The following is a 12,173-nucleotide window of genomic DNA, read 5'->3' as shown; positions in this document are numbered from 1 at the left end:
CTTAAGATGTAGCTTCGTCCATTTCCTCTAACTCCAAACTCAATTCTTCCCAGGCGGCCATTTGCTCCTCTTGGTCAGCCTTATGCTGCTCCAATTCCTGGGTCAATTCCATCAAGCGAACATGATCGTTCAAGACATCTGGCTGAACCATTGCCTGTTCCAGCTGTGCGATGGTAGTATCCAAAGCAGCTAAGGCTTCTTCAGTTGCTTCAACCTTTCGCCGTAGACTGCGAATCATTTTTTGAGTTTCTTTATCCTGATAGAATTTATTCTTAGGCGGCGGTGCAGCTTCAGCAGTTTCCTCTGCTAACAGCTCAGCGATTTCCTCTTCTTCCCGTTTCTTCTCCAAATAATAATCGTAATCCCCTAAGTAAAGCTTGCTGCCTTCTGGCGACAGCTCAATGACTTTGGTGGCAATCCGATTAATGAAGTAACGGTCATGAGAAACAAAGAGCAAGGTACCCTCATAATCAATCAAGGCATTTTCCAAAACTTCTTTGTTATCAATATCCAGGTGGTTAGTCGGCTCATCTAGAATCAAAAAGTTTTCTCGATCCATCGACAGCTTCGCTAGAGCAACCCGGGCTTTTTCGCCACCACTTAATAAAGGAATCGTCTTCTCAACATCCTCACCGCTAAACAAGAAACCGCCTAATACCGTACGAATATCCTTCTCAGGTGTCGTTGGATGCTCATCCCACAGCTCAGCCAAAATCGTTTTATTTCCACTCAGCTCAGCTTGCGTTTGATCATAGTACCCAATTGAGACATTGGTTCCAAAATGAGCTTCACCCTTAATAAAAGGAATCTGGCCGATTAAGGATTTCAACAGGGTAGACTTGCCGATCCCGTTTGGTCCAACCAAGGCAATCGCATCTTGACGACGAACGTCTAAATTGACTGGCTCAGAAAGAATGTCTTCATAGCCGATTGCTGCATCCTCCAGTTGTAAAACCACATTGCCGGAAGCTTTTTCAATCGCAAACATAAAACGGGCCGATTTTTCCTTGCCGTCAGGTCGGTCCAACCGATCCATTTTCTCTAAGGTTTTCCGACGACTTTGCGCTCGTTTAGTAGTAGAGGCGCGCACTAAGTTGCGTGCCACAAAATCCTCCAGCTTATCAATCTCAGCCTGTTGTTTTTCATAGGCCTTCCAATCACTAGCCAGCTGAGCGGCTTTTTGATCAAGATATTTAGAATAATTTCCATTGTAATGAGTCATCTTGCGTCGAGAAATCTCATAAATCTCGTTTACCACTCGATCCAAGAAGTACCGGTCATGGGAAACAATTAGTAACGCACCAGTATAGCCCTGCAGGTAATCCTCTAGCCAGGCTAAGGTCTCAATATCCAAGTGGTTGGTGGGCTCATCCAGAATCAAAATATCTGGCCGAACCAGCAGCATTCTAGCCAAAGCTAGACGCGTCTTTTGACCACCGGATAAGGTATCAATCGGCTTTTCATAGAAGCTCTCATCGAATTTGAAACCGTGCAGCACGCTGCGAATTTCATTTTCGTAGCCATAGCCGTTGGACTCATTAAAGTCATGCTGCAGCTGATCGTATTCCTTCATTAAGGAGTCGTAGTTATTGTCTGATTCGCTTGCTTGGCTGATAGCCAATTCTACTTCACGCATTCGCTTTTCCATTGCAATGACTGGAGCGAAGGCTTTTAACATTTCATTCCAAACAGTTTCACAAGAGGCTAGACCAGTATCCTGTGCTAAATAGCCCAAAGTGGCCTGCTTATTTTTGGTAATTTGGCCGGCATCTGGTGGGTCGATTCCAGCGATGATTTTCAATAATGTTGATTTTCCAGCACCGTTGCGTCCGACTAAACCAATGCGGGCGCGACTGTCAATTTCTAGGTGAATGTTTTCAAATAATGTCTCGGCACCAAAGTAACGAGCAATTTGATTGGCTTGTAATAATAGCATAAAATCTTCCTTATTAGTTATTCTTCGAGTGCTTTTAGTCTACCATATTTTTGCCATTCTGGTGAGGTCTGTACCCCCTTTCTTAAAGATTCGTGATTATTTCACAATTATTTGAGCAGAGGCGTTGCATTTACTAGCTAATTATTGATATGATAGGGTCTGGAAAGAGTAATAATTTCAATGTAAAGGGGAGATATTGTGAAAGAACAAGCAATACCAAAAGCGACGGTTAAACGATTGCCCTTATACTATCGTTATCTGCGTATTCTAAATACTGCTGGAAAAACGAAAGTTTCCTCAACAGAATTAAGTGAAGCAATTCAAGTCGATAGCGCAACTATTCGCCGCGACTTTTCATATTTTGGAGAATTAGGGAAACGTGGGTATGGCTACGATGTTGAAGATCTGATGAATTTCTTCGGAAAGATCCTAAATGACGATCAATTGACAAATGTTGCTTTAGTCGGAGTCGGTAATTTAGGAAGTGCTTTGTTGAAATTCAAGTTCCATCAAAGCAACAGTATCCGTGTCAGCTGCGCCTTTGATATCAAAGAAGATATTGTGGGACGCATTGTAGACGGTATCCCAGTTTATCCAATGGACAGCATGGTAGAACAAATCAAATTGCAGCATATCGAAATTGCTATTTTAACTATTCCGGCACAAGAAGCACAACCGGTAGTGGATAAATTAGTTGATGCTGGAATCAAAGGCATTCTGAACTTTACCGCTGCTCGCTTGTCTGCACCGGATAATGTCATTATTCAAAGTGTTGATTTAACCAACGAGCTGCAAACCTTGATCTATTTCTTACATCACAATTACGAGGACAATAAGTAAGTCTTTTGACTTGCTTATTTTCTTTGTCCTTGTGCATCAATGAGCGCCAAGATAAGCTGATTTTCACAAACTATCAGAATCAATTAGCAGCAAAATTTCCGCTAATTGAGAATCCCATAGAAAAAACACGCCGCAGCGTGTTAGTTAAAAAGCTTATCATAATCAGTCGGACCATCGTCCTGCGGCAGCATTTCCAATAATTCCTTGATCTGACGGTGTCCAATAAAGCGCGCCTGCCGCAACGCTTCCTGTCCATGGTGATAAACAATAACCGCTGGTACAGTCAAAACCTCAAAGTAACTAGCCAATTCAGGTTCATCCATAAGATCCAAATGATAAAACGGAATCTGTTGTTTCTCTGCAATCCCTCGCACGCGAGGTTCGTCTACCCGACAGATCCCTCAATCCTTAGTGGAAATGAATACCACAGCAATAGGCTCCGTTTGAATCGCCTTCAGAACTGTTTTAAGCGTATCCATGTCAATCACCCCTTTATTCAAAGGTAAGGGGAAAGTGCTGATAAGTCAACGGTTCTGTTTGCAACAGCATTTTTACTTGCGAGATTAAATAATCAGCGTTATAATTCTTAGTGTTATGCGGGTGTAGTTTAGTGGTAAAACAGAAGCTTCCCAAGCTTCCGTCGCGAGTTCGATTCTCGTCACCCGCTTAGTTAGATTAAATTTTGGACCAGACTACTATCTACATTATAGTGGTACTGGTCTTTTTTTCTGGTACTAAATTAAGTTTACTTCACCATTTTTCCCACCCTAAAACCCAAAAAATTGAACATTCCCCAAATCGCTATTTCTACCTCTGAAATCTTTCCTGAAAAAATGTAATTAAGTTTCAATATTTAGTTCAATAAACTAGATTTTTTTAGTATACTTAAATTTGGTATAAATAACGAAATATAAAATCTCTTATTAAGGAAACTATATCAAATCTAAAAGTAAATTTTATAAGCATTATAAGAAGAACCAAATTTATACCAACCCAACTGTTACATAATTACACAACAAGATTACCCAAGTAATAAAGCAAAAATATTGAAGAAACAGGTGAACATATGAGAAGTGCAATTGTAGCTGATGGAAATTTTGAAATATTTGAAGATGGAACGATTTTCAGAATTCAGAAGGATGGATCTAAGAAGGTTCCTCATATCTATTATAACAAAGCAATGAAGAAAGAAATCCCTATAGTTAGGTATCGGACAGAAGAGGGCAAGTATGTTGATTTATCCGTTTACCGTCTAATGGCGGAGGCCTTTCTGCCGAACCCTGATCAGAAACGATTTCTACTATTTAAAAATGACAATCCTCGAGATTTTGGAGTGGACAATCTGATCTGGGATGACGGCACCCTTGTCTGGGAAAGAAAAAAAGCAGAAAAGGAGCGAAACACGATCAAATGCCCTAACTGTGGTGAAGATATGGATAGGAGAGTCGGCTGTATTATTTGCAAAAAGAAGCAGCAAGAAGAACAAAGAATCTTAGCGAACAAACAGAAAAGGTTGAATAGAATCATCAACGAGTTAGCTACTATTAACATAGATACCTTAAATAATGAGCACAAAAAGATCATTCTAATGCGTAGAGCAGGGAAGACCTATGAACAAATTGGAAAAGAGATAAATAAAAGCGTTACTCAAGTAAGTCGAATAATTGAACGCGCCAAAAGGAACGCGCAAAAGATGAATAGTAATCCAAAATCTATTATTAGCCAAATAGATCCTATAGCTGATCAGGAAAACTCTTCAAAGGAAAAAAGCAAAGAAACCGATAAACTCAGACGAATGTTTCTCTTTGGCGAAGGTGGCAGTTCTCGCTACTTTTACAAAGGGTAATGTGTTGCAGTAGGGCTCATAGCTTAAAGGACTCAGTGAATCACTAACGAGAATCACCCCGTAATTAGTTGTAGGAAGTGCCATCAGATAGTTAGATTTCACATTCACCATCTGATGAAAAAACAAGCACAAGGATAAGAATTAAGAGCCGATAAAAAAGTAAATCCTAACTGTGGTCAGTTAGATTATAAGAATTTTGAATGCACTATTGACGAAAAATAGCTGGATGAAGAGAAATTACAAGAAATAGTAAATGAGGCAGAACAGAAGCAAGAAAGACAAATAATTTCCGAAGCGGGCGAGAGCGCCTAGATATTCTCGGTAAAGTAAATCTTGCGTAATGATCTGCCTCGTCAGTTATCTAAATGACGATTAATTAGGTATAAAAATATTAGCTAACAGTTACCTTGATCGCCGTACATTTGCCGTTATTACAGGAACTTTCTGAAACACTACAAGCAGCTACACCCAGTATCACGTCTTCCAATGCTTCAAGAACGATTTTATCGTTTGCTTTAGATAAGGGAGCACAAACCTCGATACTGCTGTCAGCGTTGACTTTCGTATACATGAAAAGATTGATAGGTCGAATAATCGGATAATCAGTTCCCAAAGCCTGGTTAATGTTATCAAAGCAACTCGGATGATTCTCACCGTTTTGATAAAAGAATTCGTACATTTCAGGACGGCAACAGGGATGTAATAAATCATGCTCACGAACATCATCAAATAAAACTTTGAACATCGATTTGTATTTATTGGAATAAATCAAGCTGCCAATTGATAGTTTTAGAGATTCGTTACAATCAATCGTAACCCCTGGAGATACAAATTCGCTGGAATCTCCCTTCATGTGGGCGAAGAAATCAACAACCTGTCCTCCATCAATATCGATAACTTCAATTTGCTGTCCCTTAGATACTGCAATTTGTTCGCCACTACAGGGCTCAATGATATATTCTTTCATAGAAACGTCCACCTCAATCCTTAATTTACTAAAGTATATCATGAGAGATAAGGGAAGTGGATAGTTGCTTTAGTAGACAATTTTGTCTGTAACTAACCGACCATTCTACAATTTAAAAAGGCTACAAGACTTCATCCCTGAAAAAAACAGCAGGATTAATAGCAAAAATGACTCCAGTCTTTTCCATCAATAGAACTCAATTTTCAAAATCTCAAGCTACCAAAACAATAAATTCTCTAGGCAACGAACCACGGTCTTCTGATATACTTCTACTTGGAGGTATATCATGAAAGAAGAATACGTAGTTTATCAAAGCAAAGTCAAACAAATCGGACTATCTTTATTGGGCTTGTTAATGGTGGCAGTTTGCTTATTCGTTTTACTGGCTGGAGTGATGGAACCACGGTATCTAATGATCGGTATTGGTATCATTGGCAGTTTGTTCTTTGGAGCCTGTGAGATATTTATTCTAAAGCAAGTTTTCGTAGGGAAAAAGCTGGTTGTTTTAACCAAGCAAGGCTTCTACGATTATAGTAGTGCTCTTGCAACAAAGGATCGTTTGATTCCTTGGGATAACATCAAACAGATCGAAAATAAAAGCATGACAGGTCAGACGTTTGTCTCTGTTTATCTGAAGAAACCAGATTCTGTATTATCTCAATTATCCACCCTTCAGAAAAAAGCAATCAATGCGAATGCCGCCATGGGCTTTGGCGAAATCAACATTAACTTGCAAAGTGCAAAGAATTGTACCTGTGACGATCTGCTAAGCAGAATGAATCAGTATTTAGACCCTTCAACAACAGGGGAACTTTCAGCAAATAATCAAGCATCTTCAAATCAGCTTTTATAAATAGTTAAACAAGATCAAATGAAGCAGCCAAGCTCTTACCATAAAAGAAGCTTGGCTGTTTCTATATATAAAATTCCAGATTTCCTGATAAAGAAATCGGAATGAAGTAAGTAAATTCTCGAATGTTTCCTTCATAAATAGGCTTCTAACTAAAAATATGTAATTGTCAAAGGACAAAGCATCGTAGTGAAAGACGAGACAACCTGCGAACGGGCCCGCTTCGCAAGTGTCAGTTTTCTTTCAATCGTCATGGATCATGATCATCTAGCCAATGGTTAACCAAAGCGATAACCAATCCGACAAAAAGCGGGGCAAGAATGTACTGCACGAGAGATTGCAAGTTCATCACCTCCTCTCAGGTGCATCCCCATGATCCAGACAAAGGTCTTGTCTTACCTACGCTGGTAAATGATCAAACGATCAAGAGGGAGCTTCAGGAGGAACCTTTCGTTTCTGTCGTTCCTGTTCTTTGGCTTTCCTCCGTTTTCTGCGTCTTACTAACTCCTTGACTACATCATAAGGGCTGCCAGCAGCAGGGGAGTCCTCTTTCTTATCTTCTTTATTAGAAGGAGAGCTGGTTGCGATGACTTCAGTAGCTGTTGGTTGCTCAGTTACTGAACGTAACGTATCATGCACCTCACTTCTGATTGGTGAACTCAAGGTTGCAGCAGGAAGCTGAGGCATTTCCTGTCAAGTGCAGCGAAGCGTCGTTAGTTGTTCCGTATCCGTATTCTCTTCAATCACTTCTGATTCAGGATCACCGAACAGCTCATCACCTTCAAATATTGGCCGCTCAATTGTTTCAACATATTTGGCTTTAACAACTTTCTGGAATAGAGTAACACCATCTTTTTCAAACAGTTCTAAGCTGCTTAATAGCTTCAATAATTCTTTGGTTTCTTCTGGACTCTTTGTCGTATCCGGATTTTTAACCGTAAAATTATGCGGCTTGCCTTCACTGTTCAAGAAGGTAGACACTAGCTTGATCATTTACTTGACTCCTTTCTTTCATTTATTTGCGTAGGTGAGACAGACAATAACATCATTATCAGGTGGCTTCAGGGTCAGATTCTAAATGGAATAACTTGGCAATTTGTGACTTGATAAGAGACTTGGTGGCTTCGATAAAATTACGAATAGGATCTAGCTTTAAAGCTAAGATACGCAATTCACTGGTTTCAAAATAATCCGCAAAGTACCAGAAAAAGCGCTTCATGGTTTTAGTTGCTTTCGTATTCTTAAATAGGTAATGAACCAAATCCTGCAATACCAGAGCGAACTCCTTCGCACCAAGCTGGTAGCGTACACGTAAAGCAAGTAACAGTTTAATGGTCATGGTGCCATTCTGCGTTTCCTGATAGTATTCCATGAGTCTTTGTTCGATAGTTTCAAGTTTAAGATTAAACAATTGTTGGTGGGTGAAGGGCTGCTCTGACATCATACATTCCTACTTTCTTTTTTAGTGGATAAACAGCTAAGTATTACTCGAGCCAGCTCCTAGGAAGTCTAGCTCGAACAAATAAGATAAGAGAAGCAGGGCACGTCTGCCGCTTCTCAATAAAAATTAGCGTGTAACAGGGACTTCCTCAAAAATTGGTGTTTCAATTGTTTCGACATACTTCGCACTTACGACGGATTCATATTGGCGAATCCCATCTTTTTGAAATAAATTCAATTTAGTCATTTCTTCTAATAGCCCCTTGATCTGTGAAGGCGTCTTGGTAGTATCAGGATTGCTCAAGCTCCAGGTCTGATTTTTCCCCATACCATTTCTAAAAATAGAGACTAGCTTAACCACTCGATTCATCTTTATTCAACCTCCTTCGTGATGCGCGATTGCACCGTCATAATGACACTATCCAACGAACTTCCTGGCTGAGATAACTCTGCCATGATTTCTCCTAATTTAACGACATCCGCTTCGGGTGGATTATCAATCACATTTTGGAAATTCACTTTCTTCTGCTTGTCTTCGCCTGCTTGCTCGATTTGTACTTGTAGTTTTGTACCTAATTTCTGTATCACTTTTTCTTCCTCCGTTTTCTGTTGTGTTTTATTTTTCGTTATTTTGTTTTTGTCCCGGCCGGTGACTAAAAGATATAGAATTTTTCAAAAAAAAGCTAGAGCAATTATAGACAAAAAAAGTGAGTTATACGCCGATTTAAAAAATAGAAACCTTGATATAAAAGGATTCTATTTTTTCGAGAAGTAAAAAAAGCTCAAAAATCTACGTATAACTCACAAAAAAATTTTTTAACTCACTTTAGCTTTTTTTGATCGGAAATGGCGATAAAGATTGATATGGCGGCGTTTTTCTCAAAGGAGGAATACAAAAATATGTTTCGACTCACTAAAAAAGAACAAAAAGATGAACAAAATGACATCAAAAAGAAGTCCGCTTCACCTGAAATTAGGTGGAACGGACTCCTGAAACTTGTTATTTATATAGACTCATCAATCGGAAAAAGCTAAAACGAAAGATCATCAAAATCAATAAACGGATTCTGTTCTAAAAGTCGAGCCAAAGCAAATTGAAGTGAATAGTGCTGGAAAAATTCACCATATGAGATGGGAAAGTCCTGCAGCATTTTTTGATGGCGATGACTTAGGTGATTAATAAAGGGTGTATCTGGCAACTCAAGATAATCTAAAGGGTGCATGTTTGAGGAAACATTAGTCACCCATGACATATCCCGTTTAGAGCAGGACAAGCCTAATAGTGCATTAGCAGCATATTTGTCAATCGATTGTTTGCTGGCAGAAACTGCTAGTCCCGGACCAGTGGCCATCTTGATAAAGGTACGTTCAGGTTCTTCCCAAACTTTATGAATGGATAGAGGGTTGAGCCAAACAGATTTTTTGGGTGAAGACAATGGAAATAAAACAAAATTGGCATGAATCATTGGTATTAGTCGTTTTTGAAACACTTTAATTTGTTTTAAAACATTAGAAGTTAAATAGTAGTTATAGAAGGATGCAGATTCCTGTTTTCGAAGTAAGGTAGTCAAAGTGTGAAACGTTGAATGATAGCATTGATCATTGTCATAGAAGACAAGGGTACCTTTTTGCCCGGGAATCGGCAAGACCATGTGAATGGTTTGAATCCCTAAGCGAGGATAGTTAGGATAGGCTTCTTCAAGCAGCTCTGCCCACTCAGATGACCATTTCATACAATCTAAGTATTTAACGCTTTCATTTTTCTCTGGATCTTTTCCGTTTTTCATTTTCATTTGTACACTCCTGTTCACTTAAAAAATTTAGTAATGACTACTCTTTGCTAATTCTTAACAACAAACTGTAGTCACATAATAAGCATACTATAAATTTTAATTTTTGGAATAGGTGTCAAAATGAAGTTATTAGGACATATTCAATCAATATGCATAAAATAATTGATGTAATTTTAACTTTTTGTTTGCTTCTTATAATATAATGATTTCAGATGAATAATTAAGAATGTTTAATCATTTAATCATTGGGGGTATCGAAATGATCATAAGTGTTTATTTAGAGGGGATGCTTTGTAAAATTTATGTCCTAGTCTTCTCAAGACTACGATCTTGTAAAATTTTGAAAGAGGTTCTTTTCAAAAGATTATTGTTAACTGAATTAATTATAGAATAAGCAGTTTAAATACGCAATATCTTTTAAAAAAATAATTATTATGATTTGTTTTATTTATTCCTAATAATGAGAGTGTAAAAAACTGCGGTATAAAAGACTTTTTCTATTTACCGTCAAAAATACCGTCGTTTAATGAAAGGAAAATTGACTATGCGCAGAGGCGAAAATATATATAAACGAAAAGATAAACGTTGGGAGGGCAGATATGCGGTTGGCAAAAACGCTGACGGGAAAACTAAATACCGATCCGTGTATTCTAAAACCCTTCAAGGAGTTCGTAAGAAGTTATATCCATTAAAAATGAAGTATCAACTGCTTCAAGAAAGACAAGGGCGGGCTTGTTTCTCCTTTCAAGAGTGGGGAATGCAATGGTTACAGCAGGTTAAGCAAGAGGTAAAGGAATCGACTTATGCGAATTATGAACACAAATTATGTCATTATGTTCTCTCCGTCATTGGAGAGTATAGCCTTAATGAACTAGACAAGGAGACAGGATTAGAGCTATTACGATCTTTGCAACAACGCAATCTCAAGCCTTCAACTATCCAAGTAGTTTTCCGTATTGTAAAGCAGTGTATGAACCAGGCTGTTGATCAGGATCTGCTAAAAGCGAATCCTTTTGCAGCAGTAAAACTACCTAAAGTAGAAAAACGGCAGCAACAAGCACTTACCAAATTTGAACAAAAAAACTTGGAAGAGGTTGCTATTGAAGAGGAAACAAGTAATGGTTTGCCAACTTTATTAGCCTTACATGCTGGTTTACGAATTGGTGAGATAGCCGCTTTATCCTGGGAAGACATTAACTTTAAGACAAACTCCATTCATGTTCGGGCAACCTACCAACGAATATTTTCTTTGTTGGAAGAGCAAAAAACCAAGCTGATTTATACAAGTTCGAAAACAGTTTCCTCTGTTCGGTCTATCCCGATGAGCAAGTTGCTGAAAAAAGTACTTCTAAAACACAAAGAACAATCTAAGGGGAAATTCGTCTTTTCAACTGCAGAAAATCCGTCAGAACCACGGTTACTGACCTATCATTTTCATAAAATTCGTAAGAAGGCGAACCTTGAGCATGTTCATTTCCATCAGCTACGGCACACTTTTGCAACTCGCTGTATCGAAAGCAAAGGCGATATCAAGAGTGTTAGTCAGATGATGGGGCACAGCTCTACTCAATTAACGCTAGATACTTACACGTCTTCCTTTATGGAACAAAAAGTTCAAGTAGTTAGACAAATGGAAAAAGCCATTAGTTAAAATCACCACTAATTAATAATTATTATTGAAAAGTGCTGATTTGATAGCTAGGGTGGCTTTTTTTGCATTTTTCTGTAAAAGCGCTTACATTTATTAGTCCATAAATATCTTCGAAAATTCAATTTACTGCTTCCAAAAATCCTCAAAATCTATCCATATGAGCTTTAGAAAAATTTAATAAATAGATGTGTAAAATTTTTTTTAACTCTCTTAAACCGTCAAAAACCGTCATATGATGGTCTTTTTTGTTGAATTTGTGGGGGTTTCAGCAGGTGTCTTAGTCTTGAGAAGACCAAGATACAAATTATCCCATTTTATTGAAGGTAAAACGGGAATATATCGCATTTTTTAATAATAAATAGATGAACAAATACTAAGTTTATCGCATAGAAATTAGCCATCAGGAGGGAATGCCATGGATATCCACAGACGAAACCCACTAGTGGAATCATTTCATTACGATCGAATACAAGATACTACAGAGCAACAACTACTCAATTTAAGTATCCTTCCATTGGATACAGAACAGCCAGAATCTTTAGAACACCAAACATGTACGATTGGGACTCGACTAGATTTTTCATTAACGGTTAAGAAATTTAAGGTTTCTGGAGGTATCAGCCAAATTAACCATATCAAAAATAAATTAGTCGAAACAAAAGATGATCTCACAGAGTCTGAAATTGCAGAATTAGTCACCCCCCTATTAGAGATTGTACAACGATTGACCTATGAGACAAGTGAAATTGCTCTTAATGAGCCAGGAACCTTTTTAGATTTTAATCAAGTGAACGGTTCCAATACCTTGTGAGTAATTAAAGTATATGCAACTACATGTGTTGTTCAAAGA

General features: G+C 38.2%; 15 protein-coding genes and 1 tRNA gene. 6 read left to right on the top strand and 10 right to left on the bottom strand.

What is annotated here, in order from left to right; translation table 11 throughout:
• Position 1 precedes the first annotated feature (1 nt).
• Positions 2–1,936 carry an ABC-F family ATP-binding cassette domain-containing protein gene (locus I588_RS24735; RefSeq protein ID WP_010755860.1) on the bottom strand — a complete coding sequence of 645 codons (1,935 nt, stop codon included), beginning with the start codon at positions 1,934–1,936 and terminating at the stop codon, positions 2–4.
• 198 nt (positions 1,937–2,134) lie between these two features.
• On the opposite strand from I588_RS24735, the gene I588_RS24730 reads away from it, so the two are divergent.
• Positions 2,135–2,776 carry a redox-sensing transcriptional repressor Rex gene (locus I588_RS24730; protein ID WP_010755861.1) on the top strand — a complete coding sequence of 214 codons (642 nt, stop codon included), beginning with the start codon at positions 2,135–2,137 and terminating at the stop codon, positions 2,774–2,776.
• 140 nt (positions 2,777–2,916) lie between these two features.
• Here the strand turns inward: I588_RS24730 and I588_RS24725 are convergent, their stop codons facing one another.
• Complete coding sequence (locus I588_RS24725) at positions 2,917–3,174, bottom strand: thioredoxin family protein (RefSeq protein WP_281169968.1); 258 nt, start codon at positions 3,172–3,174, stop codon at positions 2,917–2,919.
• A 198-nt stretch (positions 3,175–3,372) separates the two neighbouring features.
• Between I588_RS24725 and I588_RS24720 the strand changes: the two genes are divergently transcribed.
• Positions 3,373–3,443: transfer RNA gene (locus I588_RS24720), tRNA-Gly, on the top strand.
• A 399-nt stretch (positions 3,444–3,842) separates the two neighbouring features.
• Positions 3,843–4,622 carry a sigma factor-like helix-turn-helix DNA-binding protein gene (locus I588_RS24715; RefSeq protein ID WP_010755863.1) on the top strand — a complete coding sequence of 260 codons (780 nt, stop codon included), beginning with the start codon at positions 3,843–3,845 and terminating at the stop codon, positions 4,620–4,622.
• Positions 4,623–5,013: 391 nt separating this feature from the next.
• Here I588_RS24715 and I588_RS24710 read toward each other — a convergent pair whose 3' ends face one another.
• Complete coding sequence (locus I588_RS24710; protein ID WP_010755864.1) at positions 5,014–5,589, bottom strand: DUF1989 domain-containing protein; 576 nt, start codon at positions 5,587–5,589, stop codon at positions 5,014–5,016.
• 286 nt (positions 5,590–5,875) lie between these two features.
• Here I588_RS24710 and I588_RS24705 point away from each other — a divergent pair, with 286 nt between their 5' ends.
• On the top strand, positions 5,876–6,442 hold the full coding sequence (locus I588_RS24705) for an STM3941 family protein (protein WP_010755865.1): 567 nt from the start codon (positions 5,876–5,878) through the stop codon (positions 6,440–6,442).
• Positions 6,443–6,689: 247 nt separating this feature from the next.
• Here I588_RS24705 and I588_RS27455 read toward each other — a convergent pair whose 3' ends face one another.
• From I588_RS27455 to I588_RS24675, 7 genes are all read right to left on the bottom strand, one after another.
• Entirely contained in the window at positions 6,690–6,782 is a 93-nt protein-coding gene (locus I588_RS27455) for a type I toxin-antitoxin system Fst family toxin (protein WP_248628238.1), read from the bottom strand.
• An 80-nt stretch (positions 6,783–6,862) separates the two neighbouring features.
• Complete coding sequence (locus I588_RS27965) at positions 6,863–7,126, bottom strand: hypothetical protein (protein WP_010755866.1); 264 nt, start codon at positions 7,124–7,126, stop codon at positions 6,863–6,865.
• Positions 7,127–7,132: 6 nt separating this feature from the next.
• Positions 7,133–7,432, bottom strand: a complete 300-nt coding sequence (locus I588_RS27960; RefSeq protein WP_010755867.1) for a DUF2922 family protein — start codon at positions 7,430–7,432, stop codon at positions 7,133–7,135.
• Between the two features lie 58 nt (positions 7,433–7,490).
• Positions 7,491–7,880: a hypothetical protein gene (locus I588_RS24690; RefSeq protein WP_010755868.1), complete on the bottom strand. Its 390-nt coding sequence runs from the start codon at positions 7,878–7,880 to the stop codon at positions 7,491–7,493.
• Positions 7,881–8,006: 126 nt separating this feature from the next.
• Positions 8,007–8,249: a DUF2922 domain-containing protein gene (locus I588_RS24685; RefSeq protein WP_010755869.1), complete on the bottom strand. Its 243-nt coding sequence runs from the start codon at positions 8,247–8,249 to the stop codon at positions 8,007–8,009.
• 2 nt (positions 8,250–8,251) lie between these two features.
• A complete protein-coding gene (locus tag I588_RS24680) occupies positions 8,252–8,467 on the bottom strand; it encodes a DUF1659 domain-containing protein (RefSeq protein ID WP_010755870.1) in 216 nt (71 codons plus the stop codon).
• A 443-nt stretch (positions 8,468–8,910) separates the two neighbouring features.
• The gene (locus tag I588_RS24675; protein WP_010755871.1) at positions 8,911–9,672 is read right to left on the bottom strand and encodes a hypothetical protein; all 762 of its coding nucleotides are present in this window, start codon (positions 9,670–9,672) and stop codon (positions 8,911–8,913) included.
• 544 nt (positions 9,673–10,216) lie between these two features.
• On the opposite strand from I588_RS24675, the gene I588_RS24670 reads away from it, so the two are divergent.
• Both I588_RS24670 and I588_RS24665 read left to right on the top strand, forming a co-directional pair.
• The gene (locus I588_RS24670; protein WP_010755872.1) at positions 10,217–11,323 is read left to right on the top strand and encodes a tyrosine-type recombinase/integrase; all 1,107 of its coding nucleotides are present in this window, start codon (positions 10,217–10,219) and stop codon (positions 11,321–11,323) included.
• Between the two features lie 415 nt (positions 11,324–11,738).
• Positions 11,739–12,134, top strand: coding sequence for a DUF1149 family protein (locus I588_RS24665; RefSeq protein WP_010755873.1), 396 nt, complete (start codon positions 11,739–11,741; stop codon positions 12,132–12,134).
• Positions 12,135–12,173 lie beyond the last annotated feature (39 nt).

This window comes from Enterococcus pallens ATCC BAA-351 (genome assembly GCF_000407485.1).
GTDB lineage: Bacteria > Bacillota > Bacilli > Lactobacillales > Enterococcaceae > Enterococcus_A > Enterococcus_A pallens.
The sequence above is the reverse complement of the archived record's forward strand: the minus strand, read 5'-3'. Positions and strand labels throughout refer to the sequence as shown.